This is a genomic window from Citrobacter sp. Cu231 (assembly GCF_030332265.1).
GTDB lineage: Bacteria > Pseudomonadota > Gammaproteobacteria > Enterobacterales > Enterobacteriaceae > Citrobacter > Citrobacter meridianamericanus.
Map to the genome: position 1 here is coordinate 177,952 of NZ_JAOWIE010000041.1, position 18,028 is coordinate 195,979.

An 18,028-nucleotide genomic window follows, 5' to 3' on the forward strand; every position below is an offset into this window, starting at 1 on the left:
CTAAAATTGCGAAGCAGCCAGCAGTTTCTGCTGCTGGCATGAATAAAGGAAAGCGTTAACGATAGTTCACAATTACCTGATTGCGCTGAACTTGCAAGGCAGGGATCAGGCGACCACCTCCTGGCACTTCCCAGACAAAGTGCATCGGTTCAATGGCGGGAACATTATTGAATCCGTTCGTGGTCCCGCTTTGCCCGTCCAGCTCAACACAGCGGGATTGAGAACATAAACGCACCCGTAAACCCGCGGGCGTTGGACCATTAAGCTCATAACGCCAGGCCACCAGCGTCATCAACCCCGAGACTGGCTGACTGGGAACCAGTGGCGCAGACGAGGCTGACTGACCACGGTAGTTTAACGTAATTCCCATTCCGCTGGCCTGCCAGGCCCCTTCTCCGGCAGCCTGCACCAACAGAGGAAAAAACAACAACCACAGTAAATTACGCATTATTTGCCTCCAATTGTCGCCGTCATGCGGATATGGCGGTTGTCGGAAAGCTCCATGTTAGATAACACCACCAGTTGCGGTATGCTGCGGCGTAAAAAGCGTGCCAGTAATGGACGCAAGGCATGATTAACCAACAAGACCGGCGGCGCACCCAACATTTCCTGACGGGCAAGCGCTTCCTGAGTCTGGGCCAGTAGTCGGTCTGCCAGTCCTGGCTCCAGCCCACCACCGCCCTGCAGCGCCTGTAGTAACAAACGTTCGAGCGGGGTATCAAGACCGATAACCTGAACTTCTTCATTACCCGGGAACCACTGCTGAGTGATAGCGCGTCCTAACGCCACACGCACCACCGCAGTAAGCTCATGCGGATCGTTTTGCAGCGGCGCATGTTCAGCCAGCGTTTCGAGAATGGTACGCATGTCGCGAATCGGGACTTTCTCGTCCAGTAAGTTCTGCAGCACTTTATGCAGCGTAGTGAGCGTCACGACACCAGGGACCAAATCTTCCGTCAGTTTTGGCATTTCCTGCGAGACGCGATCGAGAAGCTGTTGCGCCTCCTGACGGCCAAATAGCTCAGCGGCGAACTGTCCAATCAGGTGATTCAAATGCGTGGCGACAACGGTACTGGCTTCAACTACCGTAAAGCCCTGAATTTGCGCCTGTTCCTTCAATGCGCTTTCAATCCAGATAGCGTCCAGACCGAAAGCCGGATCAACCGTTTTCTCCCCCGGCAGCGACCCGGCGGCGGTACCCGGGTTAATGGCCAGCCAACGCCCCGGATAGGCGTCACCGCTGCCAATTTCCACCCCTTTCATCAAAATACGATAGCGGGCCGGCTGCAGATCCATATTGTCACGGATGTGTACCACCGGCGGCAGGAAGCCCATATCCTGAGCAAATTTCTTACGAATACTGCGAATTCGCCCCAGCAATTCGCCATCCTGCTGAAAGTCCACCATCGGGATCAGGCGATAACCCACCTCCATACCCAGGGAATCCTCCAGCTGTACGTCGTTCCATGTGGCTTCAACCACGGAGTTATTTTCCGGCATTTTCACCGGCTGCGGTTCATCCGGGGCCTTTTGTTCACGACCTCGCATCCACCAGGCCAGAGCCAGTAACGCGGCGGTAAACATCAGAAACACCAGGTTCGGCATGCCCGGAACCAGACCCAAAAGTCCAAGCACCGCCGCGCTGAGCAGCATGACGCTGGGATTACTGAACAACTGGGTCACCATCTGTTCGCCGACGTCCTGGTCGGTACTCACGCGGGTCACGATAACCCCCGCCGCAGTGGAGATAACCAGTGCAGGAATTTGAGCCACCAGCCCGTCACCGATAGTCAGCAGGGTATAACTTTCCGCTGCGCTACCCATGCTCATGCCATGCTGCAATACCCCGACCAACAGTCCGCCGACCACGTTGATCACCATGATCAAAATACCGGCGATGGCATCACCACGTACGAATTTACTCGCACCGTCCATAGAGCCGTAGAAATCCGCTTCCTGGGTCACTTCTGCGCGTCGCTTTTTGGCTTCATCTTCGCCAATCAGACCGGCATTCAAATCCGCATCAATCGCCATCTGCTTGCCGGGCATACCATCCAGCACGAAGCGTGCGCCAACCTCGGCGATACGCCCGGCACCTTTGGTGATTACCATAAAGTTAATGATGACGAGAATGACGAAGACCACGATACCGATCGCAAAGTTACCGCCCACCAGGAAGTGACCAAAAGCTTCAACCACCTTCCCCGCCGCCGCCGCACCGGTGTGTCCTTCCATCAAAATGATACGCGTAGACGCGACGTTCAGCGCGAGGCGTAATAAGGTGGTAAACAGCAAAATCGTCGGGAATGCGGCAAACTCCAGCGTACGCTGGGTGAACATGGCCACCAGCAGCACCATAATCGACAGCGCGATGTTAAACGTGAACAGCAAATCGAGGACGAAAGCCGGCAGCGGCAGCACCATCATCGACAGGATCAGCAGGATGAGGATCGGTCCGGCAAGGATTTGCCATTGCGTGGATTTCAGGTTGCTGGGCAGACGCAGCATCGCGACCAGATTAGCCATCAGTAGTCTTCTCGTTCATAAAATCCAGTGCTTCAGGCACCGGAAGGTTTTCAGGTTGTGGTGGACGCTTGCCGCCGGCGAGACGCCAACGTTTGAGCTGCCATACCCATGCCAGAACTTCGGCAACGGCGGCATATAATTGCCCCGGTATTTGCTGACCAATCTCAGCATGACGATACAGCGCACGCGCCAGTGGCGGCGCTTCTAACGTAGGGACCCGATGCTCGGCGCCAATCTCACGAATGCGCAGCGCCACCAGACCCGCGCCTTTGGCAACAACTTTTGGTGCGCTCATTTTGTTCTCGTCATACTTCAAGGCCACCGAATAGTGCGTAGGGTTGGTAACAATAACGTCCGCTTTCGGCACATCCGCCATCATGCGACGTTGTGCCGCCGCACGCTGCATTTGGCGTATTTTGCCTTTAACGTGCGGGTCACCTTCGCTTTGCTTAAATTCGTCCCGGATATCCTGGCGCGACATGCGCAGCTTTTTCAGGTGGCTGTAAATCTGAAAAAAAACGTCAAATCCCACCATCGGAATGACGCCAAGCACCACTAACAGCGCGCACATGCCGACTAAATCGAGGGCATTGCCCATCGCCGTAATTGGTGATTCTGCCATTAACCGCATCATCTCCGGCCACTTGTGCCAGAGGTAAAATCCAGCCACGCTGCCTACCAGCGTAGACTTCAGTATCGCTTTGAGCAGTTCCGCCCCGGTTTGCGCTGAAAACATGCGTTTTATGCCCGGCAACGGATTCAGCTTTGAGAACTTAGGCTGCAGAGATTTACCGCTGAAAATTAAGCCGCCAAGCATCACCGGGGAGATTAATGCCACCAGAACAACGCCGGTAATCAAAGGTAACAGCGCAATCATCGCGTCTTTGATCAGCAGGATGATTTGGCTGAGGATCAGATTTGGGTCGTTGACCATACTGTGGTCAAAACGTAATCCGGCCGACAGCATGCCGGCCAGTCTGCGGGCAAGCGACTCCCCACCAATCCAGATAATGCACACGCCCACCAGCAAAATAAGCAGTGAGGTCAGCTCTTTGGATCGGGGGATCTGCCCTTCTTCCCGTGCTTTTTCAAGTCGGTGGGGTGTGGGGGCTTCTGTTTTGTCGTCGTCGCTTTCTTCTGCCACGCATCAGACCCTGGATAGAGATATAGGCGAGAATGATGCCAGAACAGCCATCCAGCAATGGGAAGAGTAAGCGGTAAAAAAGACGGGATTTATAGCTTTAAGCAGAATTGCGTAAGAACCGGATGAGAGGCCAGCGCCCCACATCCGGCAAATAGCCATCAGAATCCGAGGCTATCCAGCAGGTCATCAACCTGATCCTGGCTTGCCACCACGCCGGCTTTTGAGGTGTCAACCTGCGGGCCGTTCAGCAAGCTTTCGTTTTCACGTTTTGGACGAGCGCCCTGCTCCGGAATATTTTCCAGCAGAACCATCAGCAGCTGACGTTCAATCTCCTGAATAACATCCATCATACGCTTGATGACCTGACCGGTGAGGTCCTGGAAATCCTGCGCCATCATGATGTCCAGCAGTTGGGCGTTGGTAAAGCTGGTATGACCGGGGACATCGCCAAGAAACTGGCGGGTATCAGTGACCAGTTCACGGGCGTCAGACAGCTCGATCGGATTTTCGAACCACTCATCCCAGCGTTTGGTCAGGTCTTTGGCCCCTTTTTCCATCGCATCCTGGTGCGGCTGCGAAGCTTCCACGCTGTTCAGCGCCCGCTCTGCCGCCTGTGCGGTCATCTGCACAACGTAATCGAGACGATCGCGGGCATCGGGAATCGCTTCTGCCGCTTCGGCAATAGCCTGATCCAGCCCCAGTTCACGCAGGCTGTCGCGCAGCATTCGGGTCAAACTGCCGATGCGCGCGATGATGTCCCCTGCTGAGTGTTCGTCAGCAGGTTTAATTTGTGGTTGCATCATCATTATCACACCCTCACATGCCCAGTTTCTCAAAGATTTTATTGAGTTTCTCTTCCAGCGTCGCTGCCGTGAACGGTTTCACGACATACCCACTGGCACCTGCCTGTGCTGCCGCAATGATGTTCTCTTTTTTCGCTTCCGCCGTAACCATCAGCACCGGCAGGGATGACATTTCGCCATCGGCACGAATGGTTTTCAGTAGTTCCAGACCATCCATGTTCGGCATGTTCCAGTCGGAAATGACAAAACCAAATCCACCTGCCTGCAGCTTATTCAGCGCGTCCACGCCATCTTCAGCCTCTTCAACATTGTTGAATCCCAGCTCTTTGAGCAGGTTACGCACGATGCGACGCATGGTGGAAAAGTCATCCACAACTAAAAACTTAAGCTCTTTGTCCGCCATAAAAAAATAAACTCCTGATTCAAATACGTATTGCCTGTCCGGCACTGATTTTCGCCAGCATTTGCTGGCTTACCTGGCTAAGATCGACCACTTCGCTTACGCCACCCATATTGATGGCCTCGCGCGGCATGCCGAACACCACACAACTAGCTTCGTTTTGCGCAATGGTCCAGGCACCCGCCTGATTCATCGCTAACATTCCGGCGGCACCATCGTTGCCCATACCCGTCAGGATCACACCCACGGCATTACGCCCCGCATGTTTTGCCACCGAATGGAACAGCACATCCACTGAAGGTCGATGCCGGTTAACCGGCGGACCATCATGAATTTTGATCTGGTAGTTCGCCCCGCTGCGCGCCAGTTCCATATGCTTATCGCCAGGCGCGATATACGCATGCCCTGGCAGCACACGCTCCCCGTCCTCAGCCTCTTTCACGGTTATCTGACACAGTTTGTTCAGACGTTCGGCGAATGAACGGGTAAATCCTGGCGGCATATGCTGGGTAATAAGAATACCGGGACTTGAAAGCGGCAATGGCTGGAGTACATGCCGAATTGCCTCTGTTCCTCCGGTTGAGGCACCAATCACCAGCAGTTTTTCCGAACTGAGTAACGGCCCCGCTTTCAAGGTCGTCGGAGCCGCCATGGGTTTATGGGCCGCCAGTTTTGCCCGTGACGCGGTGCGGATCTTCTCAGCGATCATCTCGCTGTAGGCCAACATCCCTTCACGGATCCCCAGTTGTGGTTTGGTGACAAAATCGATCGCACCCAGTTCCAGCGCCCGCAACGTGACCTCGGAACCTTTACCGGTCAGGGAAGAGACCATAACCACCGGCATTGGACGCAGGCGCATCAGTTTCTCTAGAAAGTCGAGGCCATCCATGCGCGGCATTTCCACATCCAGCGTCAGGACGTCGGGATTGTATTTTTTGATTAAATCCCGGGCGACTAACGGATCTGGCGCCGTTGCCACCATTTCCATATCACTGTGGCTGTTAATTATTTCGGTCATGATCTGACGCATCAGCGCGGAATCATCGACCGACAACACCCTGATTTTACTCATGCTTTATCCTTACCTGGCGCATGCGCATACACGGTCTGTCCACGCAGGCTAAACTCGCGCACGAGGTTGCTAAAGTTTTCTGAATGACCTGCAAACAGCAGCCCATCGGGTTTAAGAAGTGGAACAAAACGGTGCAAAATGTCCTGCTGCGTCGTTTTATCGAAATAGATCATTACGTTGCGGCAGAATATGGCATCGAATGGCCCTGGCACGTTGTACTGTTTATCCAGTAAATTCACGCTGGAAAATTCAACATGTCCCGCCAGTTCCTGCCGAACGCGTACCAGTCCCTCATGCGGGCCGGTGCCACGCATGAAATAGCGCTGCAACTGCTGGGGTGACAGCGTTTTTAGCTCATCGAGGCGGTAAATACCGGCTCTGGCTTTTTCCAGCACTTCGGTATCAATGTCGCTGGCAAAAACACGCCAGCGACCCGGGGCCATACCTAAGGTATCGGCGAGCGTAATCGCAATGCTGTACGGCTCTTCTCCGGTTGACGCCGCAGCGCTCCAGACGCGGTATTCACCGCTACGCCGACGCGCATGATCTGACAGCACCGGAAAATGGTGCCCTTCACGAAAAAACGCGGTCAGGTTGGTAGTCAGGGAGTTAATAAAGGCCTGCCACTCAGCACTGTTCTGGTTAGCTTCCAGCATGCTGAGATAGCGACCAAAGTCATCCAGCCCCAGGGTACGCAGACGACGAACAAGACGGTTATAAACCATGTCCCGCTTATGGTCGGCCAGTACGATCCCCGCACGCTGGTAGATTAATTGACATATCCGACGAAAATGCGCGTCAGACAGCGCGAGGCGCTGGGTCATCTGTAACAATAATGACGTTTGCCCGGAGGGCAGAGATGATGTCATAGCGCCTTCTCAATCACATTCAGGATACAACGGGCACAACCTGCGGCTGCGCCAATTCTTGTTTTGCTACGGTTTGCTCTTCAAGCTTAAAAAATGCGACACAGGCTGAAAGATTATCGGCCTGGGTGGCGAGTTGTCCGGTGGCGGACGCGGCTTCTTCCACCAGCCCGGCGTTTTGCTGCGTCACTGAGTCCATCTGGCTGACAGCCTGCGCCACCTGCTCAATGCCTTTACGCTGTTCATCAGAAGCTGAGGCAATCTCGCCCATAATGTCGTTAACCCGGGTAATCGAGCTGACGATTTCAGTCATGGTCCGCGCTGCCATATCAACCAACCGCGATCCCTGATGCACTCGGGTGACAGACTCCTCAATGAGCCCTTTTATTTCTTTCGCCGCCTGCGCGCTACGACTTGCCAGATTGCGTACCTCTCCGGCGACGACGGCAAAACCGCGCCCCTGCTCACCCGCGCGAGCGGCCTCGACCGCCGCATTCAGCGCGAGGATATTGGTCTGAAAGGCAATGCTGTCAATCACGCCGATAATGTCGCCAATTTTCTGCGAGCTGGCGGAAATCTCATGCATGGTGCTGGCGACCCGGGACGTCTGTTCGCCGCCTTTATGCGCGGTATCGGCTGCACTTTTGGCAATTCCTGACGCCTGGCGCGCGTTATCAGCATTCTGCCCGACGGTTGCGGTCAGTTGTTCCATGCTAGCCGCCGTTTGCGCCAGAGCCGCCGCCTGCTGTTCAGTCCGGGAGGACAAATCGTTGTTGCCCATCGCGATCTCTGAAATGCCGCGATGCATGGCTGAGCTGCCCTGGCGAACTTCGCTTACCGTTTCACGCAGTGCCTGCTGCATCTTCTTCAGGCTGGCAAAAATGGCCGAGATCTCATTGCGCCCATAAACCGCTACCGGGCGGGCCAGATTACCCGCGGCAATGCTGTCAAAATGACTGCCAATAATCGCCAGCGGCTGGACAATCATCTTGCGCGACCAGTACAACGCCGCACTGGTTAACAGCGCCGCCAGTATCACCATCGTAGCGAAAATCACCCCCGACATATGGTAATTTCTCTGGCTCTGCTCTCCTGCCGTTTGCAACACGCGGTCGATGTTGCTCTGCCATGCATTCACATTCGCATCAAAAGCATCTTGAGCCGCCTGCACCGGTGCGGTCAGAAAATCTGACAACTGATTGTTTTCAAGCCAGGTGGCCTGATGCGCGAGATCGCTGTGCCACTGATTGAAACTTTTCTCCGTCGCGCTAAACAGCGCCTTGCCTTGTTCCGTCGTATCCGACGTCGCCATAAAGCGTTTAAACATCAATTCAGACTGCGCAAGGCTATCGCGCGCGAGGGTCATCAGGGTTTTGATGTCCTCTGGCGGATAGCTCAGGGCGGTCAGCGTCCCTGCCTTATTAAGGGCCGTACTGGCCTGTAATAACACAGCGCGGGTTTGGGCCAGCGCAGCGCGTTGCTGATTACTCCGTTCGACCTGATTCAGATTCTGAAAACCGTCCCGAAATGCCCAGAAGGACAAGCCATTACTGCCAATCTGCAAAACACCGCAGAGGATTAAAATCAAAAACAGCGTGGTCGAAATTCGAATACGATTAAACATCAACGCTCCCATCGGGCGGCACTGGCCGCGGTTTAACTATCAGTCAAAATGTTTCCCAATTCGTATCTTGTTCAATGTTCTGGCGTGGGTTAGAAGCGCTCACCGCCGCAGGTAATCGAGCATCACGCGGCTTAGACGGCGCAGGGCGTGACGCAAGACGGAAAGTCGACACCGACTGCGTCAGACGGCTGGCCTGTTCTTCAAGAGCAGCGGCCGCAGCGGCCGATTCCTGTACTAAAGAAGCATTCTGCTGCGTAACGCGATCCATCTCAGAGACTGCGAGCGCAACCTGATCAATCCCCCGGCTTTGCTCGTCGGAGGCCGAGGCAATCTCGCCCATAATGTCAGTCACCCGCGTCACGGCATTCACGATGTCGTTCATCGTTTCTCCTGCGCTTTCTACCAGTACGGAACCGGTATCCACGCGGGAAACAGAATCTTCAATCAACGCTTTGATCTCTTTCGCCGCCTGCGCACTGCGGCTTGCCAGATTACGCACTTCGCCCGCAACTACGGCAAAACCACGACCTTGCTCACCGGCACGTGCCGCTTCAACCGCCGCGTTCAGTGCGAGAATGTTGGTCTGAAAGGCAATCCCATCAATGACGCTGATGATGTCGGCAATTTTCTTCGAGCTATCAGCGATTTCATGCATGGTGTTCACCACGCTATCAACCACTTTGCCGCCATGCTGCGCAGTATCGGAGGCACTTTTCGCCAGTTGCGAAGCCTGACGCGCGTTGTCCGCATTTTGCTTCACGGTTGCGGTCAGTTGTTCCATGCTGGCGGCGGTTTCTTCCAGCGCAGATGCCTGCTGCTCAGTACGAGATGAAAGATCGGTGTTGCCGCTGGCAATTTCGCTGGTCCCGGAATAAATCGCATCAGAGCCTTCACGCACCAGGGTGACGGTTTCCGTCAGCGAACGCTGCATATGATCAACCGTACTGGCCAGCTCGCCGATTTCGTTACGACCGCTGACGGCCAGAGTCGCGGTCAGGTTACCGCTGGCGATTTCCCGAATATGGGCAATGACGCGAGCCAGAGGATTAAGCAAGGTATGACGAATGCCATACCACACCACCACCAGAATCAGTACCAACACGACGGCCAGCACGCCAAGCTGCCATTGGGCGAAGTGGTAATCCCGTGCGCTTTGATCAAATGCCTGAGCATAAAGCTTCTCGCTCACGCTGGCGTACTTGCCCAGCGCCTCGCCGAGCGCATTTTGCATTCCCTGAGTTGGTTGCGCGAAATAGGCATCCATATTGCCGTTCTCCAGAAACTGAATCAGTTCTGTCAAAGCCGCATGGTATTGCTGATATTTCTCCTCAACATTGCCGCTGGCTTCAGCCATCTCCGGTAACGGGGTGATGTTTTTAAAATTTGCGTAATGCGTATCCGCCTGCGCCAGAGAGGCTTTCGCATTCTTCAGCAGATCGTTTTTCGCGCTGCTCTGCTGGTTAGACGCATCCATCATCATGCGTGCAGAAGAACGGCTTAAATTGATTCGTGTTTGCAGCATCAGATCCCATGTTGAGGTGAGTTCACTTTGCTGCTGTCGTAAATCGTTAGAGATAACAAAACTTTGTTGATTCTGCTGCAATGAAGAAAACAACAGACCACCGGAAACAAGCTGTAGCAGTGCGAAAACCCCCAGCACCATCATCAGCATTGTGACAACGCGGATACGGTTAAACATAAGGCACCTTCCTGAAAACGAGTTATCAACGTTATCGGCAGTGGCTGAGATAACTTTACGTTTGCGAAAAGGAAATCCTGAGAGACGGGAAGCCTGGCGGAAGGACGGTAAGACAGGGTTTGGTAACCACAAATTATTCACATAAAAACATCATGATTATCATGTATATAACATGCTCATTCCTTTGTGAACATGCCCAGATTGGATGAAATAGCCACCCTTGTGTGATTGAGATCACACATACACATTGTAAATACCACAACAAAATGAATAAAAAATTAAAAAAAGTTGTATCAGGTGGCGCTTTAATTCAATTTATATGATGAATATTTCGTTACCACTTAATAAGTATAAAAAATGAGTAACCGATCAATAAATGTTAAATCCTTACTGAGGGCTTTTTAGTGGCAAATGCAAACAAACTCACGTTGTTTATCGTGATCTTCATGCTGGCAGGGATCCTGTCAGGTGCGGTGATCCACTCTTATGCCTCTCCCGGCGTTGTGACCGCCTGGGCCGATAATATTACGCTTCTCACCGACATCTTTTTGCGCCTGATAAAAATGGTGATCGCACCTTTAGTATTCAGCACCCTGACCGTCGGCATTATGCGCTTGGGAGAAACATCCACCATCGGGCGCGTAGGTGGGAAAGCGATGATCTGGTTTATCAGCTCTTCCATACTGTCTATTCTGGTCGGTCTGTTTGTGGTTTCTCTTGAGCAACCCGGCAGCGGACTGAATCTGGCGATCCCGCAGGAAGCCACTGATACCGGCCTGGCCGTAGGCGGCATGAGCCTGAAAGGTTTTCTGACTCACACCATCCCAACCAGCATAGCTGAGGCGATGGCCAACAATGAGATCCTGCAAATTGTGGTGTTCTCAATGTTCTTCGGTATTGGAGGAGCATCGCTTGGTGAAAAATTCAACGCGCCACTGGTTGCCGCGCTGGATGTGGTCTCCCACATAATGCTGAAGGTGACGGGTTACGTGATGTACGTTGCGCCACTGGCCATTTTTGCCGCCATTTCCTCAGTTATCTCCACCCAGGGTCTGGGGATCCTGCTCAATTATGCGTCGTTCATCGGCGGCTACTATGTGGCTATTTTGCTGACCTGCCTGGTTCTACTGGCAGTGGGTTATATCATGCTGAAAAAAGAGGTTTTTCGCCTCATGAGCATGCTGAAGGATCCTGTTCTGGTGGCATTCACGACCAGCAGCTCTGAAGCCGCTTATCCGAAAACGCTGGAGCAATTAACCAAATTTGGCTGTTCGCCCAACATCGTGTCATTCGTATTACCTATAGGTTATTCGTTTAACCTGGTCGGCTCGATGGTCTACTGTTCCTTCGCCTCTATGTTTATCGCGCAGGCCTATAATATTCACCTCTCCTTTGCCGAAATTACCGTCCTGATGCTAACGCTGATGCTGGCGTCTAAAGGAATTGCAGGTGTGCCGCGTTCAGCGCTGGTGGTACTGGCGGCGACCATCCCGAGCTTCAATATTCCGGTTGCCGGAATTCTGCTACTGATGGGGATTGACCACTTCCTGGATATGGGACGTTCAGCAATCAACGTATTAGGTAACGGGATTGCAACGGCAATGCTGGCACAGAATGAGGGTTTACTGGAAGAAGAACCAGAACTGGTCGAGCGGGAAGCGTAAAAGATAATAATGCCGGATGGCGCGATGCTTATCCGGCCTACAAAGTTCGTCGTTGTAGGCCGGAAGCGGTTACGCTACGTGACTCGCGGCAATATCCAGCAGCGCCATTTCTTCGCTGTTTAGCAATTTCTCAATATTGACCAGAATCAGCATCCGGTCACCCAACGCCCCCAGCCCCGTCAGGTATTCCGTCGACAACGTAACCGCGAATTCCGGTGCCGGACGAATTTGCTCCGTCGTCAGCGACAGTACATCCGAGACGCCATCCACCACAATTCCGACCACCCGCTGACCCAGGTTAAGCACAATCACTACGGTGTTTTCGTTGTAATCGACATCGCTCTGGCTAAACTTCACACGCAGGTCAACAATCGGCACAATCACACCGCGCAGATTGGTGACGCCTTTGATAAACGCAGGTGTGTTAGCAATACGCGTCACCTGATCATAGCCACGGATTTCCTGCACTTTCAGGATATCGATACCGTACTCTTCATCCCCCAGCGTAAACACGAGGAATTCCTGACCTGACGGTTCGCCGGCCAGTTTAGTTACATTACTCATACCGGTCATATTATTCCCTTCTCACTCAATCAGGCGGCTGTGATCGCCACACGTTGTTCGCGGTTTAACCCCTGCAATGCAGAGACATCGACAATCAGCGCAACGCTGCCGTCGCCGAGGATCGTCGCTGCAGAAATACCAGGCACCTTCCGGTAGTTGCTTTCCAGGTTTTTGACGACCACCTGGTGTTGGCCAATTAACTGATCGACCAGCAGTGCATAGCGACGACCCGCACTTTGTAAAATCACCACAATTCCTTGTGTTGCTTCGGTTTTTGCGCCTTCAACCTCGAAGACTTTCCACAACTCAACCAGCGGTAAATACTCGCCGCGCACTTCCAGAACGCGCTCTCCCCCGGCAAGCGGATGAAGATCTTCTTCGCGCGGTTGCAGTGACTCCATCACGGCATTCAGCGGCAGGATAAAGACTTCATCCGCCACGCGTACGGACATCCCGTCGAGGATCGCCAGCGTCAGCGGCAGCAAAATTCGAATGGTTGTTCCCTGTCCCTGTTTGGACTGGATTTCAACATGGCCCCCCATCTCCTGGATATTGCGCTTCACCACATCCATACCCACGCCGCGACCCGAGACATCCGTCACCTGTTCAGCGGTTGAGAAGCCAGGGGCGAAGATCAGCATGCCGACTTCATCATCACTCATATTTTCGTGGATCGGCATGCCCTGAGAGACAGCTTTGGCGAGGATACGCTCGCGATTCAGACCAGCACCATCATCAGTGACTTCAATACAGATATTTCCGCCCTGATGCTCTGCGGAAAGCGTCAGATTACCAATTGGGCTTTTTCCGGCTTCAAGACGTTTTTCCGGCAGTTCGATACCGTGATCGAGGCTGTTACGTACCAGGTGCGTCAACGGATCGATAATGCGTTCAATCAGGCTCTTGTCGAGTTCGGTTGAGCTACCCACCTGCGTCAGTTCGACCTGTTTACCCAGCTTACCGGCCAGATCGCGCACCAGACGAGGGAAACGGCTGAACACATATTCCATCGGCATCATTCGAATCGACATCACCGACTCTTGCAAGTCGCGGGCGTTACGTTGTAACTGCCCCATACTGGTGATGAGATCGCCATGATTAACGGGATCCAGTTCATTAGAGCGCTGAGCCAGCATTGACTGGGTGATGACCAACTCGCCGACCAGGTTAATGAGCTGATCGACCTTCTCGACTGCTACGCGGATGCTGGTCGACTCGCTGGCGCGGGCTGGTTTGTCACGCTCCGCGCGGCCATGTGGCGCGTCACTGGCGGCGGCTTTTACCGCTGGCACAACGGCAACCGGCTGTGGCTTCGCGGCAACGGCTAGCGCTTCTACTTCTGCTTCTGCTTCAGTTTCAACGGCTGCAGGCGCAGCGCTGACGGTTTCAAATTCAATCTGATCAGCCTCAATCACAAAGCAGAGTACCGCGATGATGTCATCTTCCGCGAGGTTGCCATCAAGCGTAGCTGACAGCGTGTCGCTTCCTTTCACCACGTCGGTTAAGGTTGCCAGATTCCCTAGCTCTTCTTCCAGTAAATCCACTTCACTGGCTTTCAATCGCGAGAGAATAATGCGTTTCTTACTCTCTTCACAGACGGGTTCAGACTTTGCACCTGCCTCTTCCTGCATTGCTGTACTTTCAGCAACGCTCAGTTTAGCGGTATTGACCACCAACGGTGCGGTTTCACCTTTCGCTTCGAGCGCTAGCTGGCGTAACGCATTGCAAATGTACTCAAAGCTGGCGGCATCAGGCTCCTCTGAGCTTTTATAGGCGTCGAGCTGTTCCTGCATAATATCTTTCGTTTCCAAAAACAGGTTGATAATGTCGGCATTGAGCTGCATCTCGCCACGCCGCGCTTCATCCAGCAGGTTTTCCATCAGATGGGTCGTTTCCTGCAAAATGGTAAAGCCGAAGGTGCCCGCCCCGCCTTTTATCGAGTGCGCAGCACGAAAAATCGCATTCAGCTGTTCGGAATCCGGGGCTTCAGGAACCAAATCAAGCAGGTGTTGCTCCATGTCAGCCAACAGTTCGTCAGCTTCATCAAAAAATGTTTGATAAAAATCGCTTATATCCATGCTCACGCTATCACCTCGGATTGGCTGGTGGCGATGTGGGAACGCTTGCCGGCGGGAGTTCCGCAGGCTGTTGTAAGACACTTACCGGCTCATTCTGGCTTTCAGCGTTTTCATGCAAAATGGCCTCTTCCGCCTGCTTATTGAGAACCAGCAGGCTTATACGGCGGTTGATAGCGTCATCGGGACCGCGATCGCTCAGACGCATCGTGGCGGCCATACCTACCACACGTAATACTTTTCCATCATCCAGACCGCCGCTAACCAGCTCGCGTCGCGATGCGTTAGCACGATCAGCAGACAGCTCCCAGTTGCTATACCCTTTCTCACCATTGGCGTAAGGGTAATCATCCGTATGACCGGAAAGGCTGATTCTGTTTGGGATCCCGTTGAGCACTGGTGCGATGGACCGCAGGATGTCGCGCATATACGGTTCGACCTCCGCGCTACCGGTCTTAAACATCGGGCGGTTCTGGCTGTCGATAATCTGTATTCGCAACCCTTCCTGAACTAAATCAATTTTCAAATGCGGGCGTAGCGCGCGCAGTTTGGGGTCCGATTCAATCAGTTGATCAAGATCGCCGCGAAGTTTGCTCAACCGACTTTGTTCCATGCGTTTTCTTAAATCATCAATATTCGGCTGCTTATTCACCTCTCCCTGCTGCTGGGTGTAATCATCCCCGCCGCCTGGAATTGGGCTTTGGCTATTCGAAATGCGATTTCCCCCGGTTACCGCGGTGGCCAGCGGCGTACGGAAATATTCGGCAATCTGGATCAATTCTTTAGGGCTGGAGATGGAAATGAGCCACATCACCAGAAAGAAGGCCATCATCGCGGTCATAAAATCGGCGTAGGCGATTTTCCACGAACCATGCGCCCCACCACCGTGACCTTTATGCTTGCGTCGCTTTACAACGATAATGGGATGAGCCTGATTTTTCATGCGTCCTCGGTCGTCTGCTGCGCAGTTGGATTTCTCACCGCACGAACATGCTCTTCCAGTTCGATAAACGAAGGACGTTCGCTGGAATACAGAGTCTTACGACCAAATTCAACGGCAATTGGCGGCGCGTAACCATTCAGGTTAGAGAGCAGAGTTATCTTCACACACTGCATCATTTTGGTTGTTTCAGCACTTTTCTGGCGTAAAACGCTGGCGAGTGGAGAAATAAATCCATAGGCCAGTAAAATACCGAGGAATGTCCCTACCATCGCATGCGCAATCAGCGAACCCAGTTCCGCCGCCGGACGGTCAGCGGAAGCCAGAGCGTGAACAACCCCCATAACAGCTGCCACGATCCCGAACGCCGGTAATGAATCCCCCACCATCGCCAGGCTATTGGCAGGGACTTCGGCTTCACTTTCGTGAGTCTCAATTTCTTCGTCCATCAACGCTTCAATTTCAAACGTGTTCATGTTGCCGCTGATGATCAGACGCAGATAATCGACAATAAAATCAAGCATCACGGCATCTGCGAGAATACGTGGATAGCTGGCGAAGATTTCACTTTCTTTGGGGTTTTCGATATCGCGCTCAAGTGAGAACATGCCCTGCTGACGTGACTTGGCCATCAGGCGGTACAGCAGCGCCAGCAGATCCATATACATCGCTTTGGTGTATTTTGAACGACGGAAAAGCATCGGGATCGCTTTCATCGTCCCCTTGATGGCTTTCCCGTTATTGCCGACGATGAATGCCCCAATACCCGCGCCACCGATAATCACCAGCTCAGCCGGTTGATAGAGTGCCCCAAGGTGTCCGCCGGTCATCATGTAACCGCCGAAAACTGTACCAATAACAACCAGGTAACCTAATAAGATAAGCACGACATCATCCTTTCGCAATTGACTATGACAGGATGCGCAGTCGGGCAGTTAACTTGAGGTCAGGGCAAAAAAAAGCAGCGGTAATCGCTTACCGCTGCTGGAGTGTTTGTCCACACCGTATCAGTTAAACAGCTTGTTCGATCTGTTCATCCAGCAGTTGTGGAATAATATCGGCAGCATTCTGGGAAAGTTTACGTCTTTTTACGGCCCGTGACGGCGGTTGGCATAAACTGCAGGCGAAGCTGCCCGCGGGTTGGTGTGCGTGGGTGATAAAATTCCCGCCGCAACAATTGCATCTGGACAATTCTAGCAACCCACTGTCGACAAAACGCACCAGCGTCCAGGCGCGAGTTAACGCCAGCAACGGGCCTTCTTCCGGTTGTGGACATTGCTCAAGATACAAACGATACGCCTTGATTACGGCATCAACACCGCTGCACAAACCGGTTTTGAGCAGGAATTGCCATGCGTTACAAAACATCGAAGCATGAATATTTTGTTCCCACGTCATAAACCAGTCGGTGGAAAAAGGTAACATCCCTTTTGGCGGAGGACTGCCGCGTAATTCTTTGTACAGCTTGATAAGTCGACCGCGGCTTAATTGCGTTTCGCTCTCCAGCATTTGCAAACGAGCGCCCAATGTGATTAATTCCATTGCCAGCTGAATATCACGCGCTTCCTGAACAATGCTTTTTTCGCTCATCATCAAGCCCTTTTCTTACGCGCTGCATCATCGATGTCGCTTAACAGGCGTGTTGAAAGCATGATACCGGTATGTATTTGCTGGAGATCATCAACGCGAGAGTCTTGCGTCAGGCGAGTAACAGTCTGGTGATCGTCGAAACGGAAATGGCATACCAGTTGGTTGGTTTCAGCCAGTTTGACCATTTGAGGAAGTGTTAATGTTGCCAACGTATCCGCCATCTCTTCGCTGATACCAAGGCGAAACATCGCAGATGCTTTGTCCTGAACGATCAAACGTTGTGCAAGCAATAAATATGACAAATTGATGTCATAAATGTGTTTCAGCAACTCGGATGTATGCATTATTTGCATCCATAATAACCAACATTATTTTTATGCGGTAAAACCGCACCCCGTGATGTCGCCGGGAAGGCCCGGTAAAAAAAAAGCAAAAGGTCAAATACATAGCAGCGTGACGGCACTTACGCGTTGTCTAAACAGTCCTTTTTCAGAAGGCCGTATTCCTTACAAGCTCACATCAATTCTTACAAATGTCTAAGATTTTTCCTAATTCGACGCAACTCTACCCGCCACCCGTTACACATACAACGGAGCCATGCCGCGAATTTGAAGAATATGTGACGCAGATCACATAAACCAGCCAAACACTTAACATAAATCCATCAGCACAGCTTTTACTTTGCTTATTTTTTAATCCAACAATCTCCATTTCAATTCCTTTGGGACGAATATTCTTGCAATAAAAGCGAATAGTATTTTGTTCACAAACGTTAATATCACATTGTAAAATAGCGAGCTTGATCACATTATTTATGCAAAACACCGTTTCAATTAAACGCTTTATAAACAATAACTTAAATATTAAGAGTGATTAATTAATACCGGCTTGTGATAACCAGTAGAATGTTAAAATATGTTTATTTTTTATTAACACATTGTTTTCATTAGCAGTGAGTTTTACTTAAGTACCCTCAGTGTATTTACAAGTTATATGGCCCAATTATTCTATTTATAAGAATAATTAATGAATAATCATGACGGTATTCACACTATCCAGGA

16 protein-coding genes are annotated in these 18,028 nt (G+C 52.2%); 1 reads left to right on the forward strand and 15 read right to left on the reverse strand.

The features are described from left to right. Window positions 1-55: 55 nt before the first annotated feature. From flhE to tar, 9 genes are all read right to left on the reverse strand, one after another. A complete protein-coding gene (gene flhE, locus OGY15_RS15290; protein WP_187258819.1) occupies window positions 56-448 on the reverse strand; it encodes a flagellar protein FlhE in 393 nt (130 codons plus the stop codon). Continuing rightward, complete coding sequence (flhA, locus tag OGY15_RS15295; RefSeq protein ID WP_151225617.1) at window positions 448-2,526, reverse strand: flagellar biosynthesis protein FlhA; 2,079 nt, start codon at window positions 2,524-2,526, stop codon at window positions 448-450. The genes flhE and flhA overlap by 1 nt, the downstream gene beginning before the upstream one ends. Then, window positions 2,519-3,670, reverse strand: coding sequence for a flagellar biosynthesis protein FlhB (gene flhB, locus OGY15_RS15300; protein ID WP_187258818.1), 1,152 nt, complete (start codon window positions 3,668-3,670; stop codon window positions 2,519-2,521). Before flhB ends, flhA begins: the two co-directional genes overlap by 8 nt. A 158-nt stretch (window positions 3,671-3,828) precedes the next feature. Next, a complete protein-coding gene (gene cheZ / locus OGY15_RS15305; RefSeq protein ID WP_029139578.1) occupies window positions 3,829-4,473 on the reverse strand; it encodes a protein phosphatase CheZ in 645 nt (214 codons plus the stop codon). Between the two features lie 13 nt (window positions 4,474-4,486). Continuing rightward, complete coding sequence (gene cheY, locus OGY15_RS15310; protein WP_210905219.1) at window positions 4,487-4,876, reverse strand: chemotaxis response regulator CheY; 390 nt, start codon at window positions 4,874-4,876, stop codon at window positions 4,487-4,489. A 19-nt stretch (window positions 4,877-4,895) separates the two neighbouring features. Next, window positions 4,896-5,945, reverse strand: coding sequence for a protein-glutamate methylesterase/protein-glutamine glutaminase (locus OGY15_RS15315; RefSeq protein ID WP_038641470.1), 1,050 nt, complete (start codon window positions 5,943-5,945; stop codon window positions 4,896-4,898). Continuing rightward, entirely contained in the window at window positions 5,942-6,814 is an 873-nt protein-coding gene (cheR, locus tag OGY15_RS15320; RefSeq protein ID WP_187252260.1) for a protein-glutamate O-methyltransferase CheR, read from the reverse strand. The genes OGY15_RS15315 and cheR overlap by 4 nt, the downstream gene beginning before the upstream one ends. Before the next feature lie 19 nt (window positions 6,815-6,833). Continuing rightward, a complete protein-coding gene (tap, locus tag OGY15_RS15325) occupies window positions 6,834-8,435 on the reverse strand; it encodes a methyl-accepting chemotaxis protein IV (RefSeq protein ID WP_210905220.1) in 1,602 nt (533 codons plus the stop codon). Between the two features lie 43 nt (window positions 8,436-8,478). After that, window positions 8,479-10,134 carry a methyl-accepting chemotaxis protein II gene (tar, locus tag OGY15_RS15330; RefSeq protein WP_151218860.1) on the reverse strand — a complete coding sequence of 552 codons (1,656 nt, stop codon included), beginning with the start codon at window positions 10,132-10,134 and terminating at the stop codon, window positions 8,479-8,481. A 404-nt stretch (window positions 10,135-10,538) separates the two neighbouring features. On the opposite strand from tar, the gene OGY15_RS15335 reads away from it, so the two are divergent. Next, window positions 10,539-11,798: a dicarboxylate/amino acid:cation symporter gene (locus OGY15_RS15335; protein ID WP_210905221.1), complete on the forward strand. Its 1,260-nt coding sequence runs from the start codon at window positions 10,539-10,541 to the stop codon at window positions 11,796-11,798. A gap of 69 nt (window positions 11,799-11,867) precedes the next feature. Here OGY15_RS15335 and cheW read toward each other — a convergent pair whose 3' ends face one another. From cheW to flhD, 6 genes are all read right to left on the reverse strand, one after another. Beyond that, window positions 11,868-12,371 carry a chemotaxis protein CheW gene (cheW, locus tag OGY15_RS15340; protein WP_080858824.1) on the reverse strand — a complete coding sequence of 168 codons (504 nt, stop codon included), beginning with the start codon at window positions 12,369-12,371 and terminating at the stop codon, window positions 11,868-11,870. A gap of 20 nt (window positions 12,372-12,391) precedes the next feature. Further along, the gene (gene cheA / locus OGY15_RS15345; protein WP_286540072.1) at window positions 12,392-14,440 is read right to left on the reverse strand and encodes a chemotaxis protein CheA; all 2,049 of its coding nucleotides are present in this window, start codon (window positions 14,438-14,440) and stop codon (window positions 12,392-12,394) included. Window positions 14,441-14,450: 10 nt separating this feature from the next. Then, window positions 14,451-15,380 (reverse strand): flagellar motor protein MotB, encoded by a 930-nt coding sequence (gene motB / locus OGY15_RS15350; RefSeq protein ID WP_151218863.1) that lies wholly within the window; start codon window positions 15,378-15,380, stop codon window positions 14,451-14,453. Beyond that, window positions 15,377-16,264, reverse strand: a complete 888-nt coding sequence (motA, locus tag OGY15_RS15355; RefSeq protein ID WP_016153442.1) for a flagellar motor stator protein MotA — start codon at window positions 16,262-16,264, stop codon at window positions 15,377-15,379. The genes motB and motA overlap by 4 nt, the downstream gene beginning before the upstream one ends. A 124-nt stretch (window positions 16,265-16,388) precedes the next feature. Continuing rightward, entirely contained in the window at window positions 16,389-16,973 is a 585-nt protein-coding gene (flhC, locus tag OGY15_RS15360; RefSeq protein WP_085951062.1) for a flagellar transcriptional regulator FlhC, read from the reverse strand. Continuing rightward, window positions 16,970-17,311: a flagellar transcriptional regulator FlhD gene (gene flhD, locus OGY15_RS15365; RefSeq protein ID WP_003034622.1), complete on the reverse strand. Its 342-nt coding sequence runs from the start codon at window positions 17,309-17,311 to the stop codon at window positions 16,970-16,972. The genes flhC and flhD overlap by 4 nt, the downstream gene beginning before the upstream one ends. Window positions 17,312-18,028 lie beyond the last annotated feature (717 nt).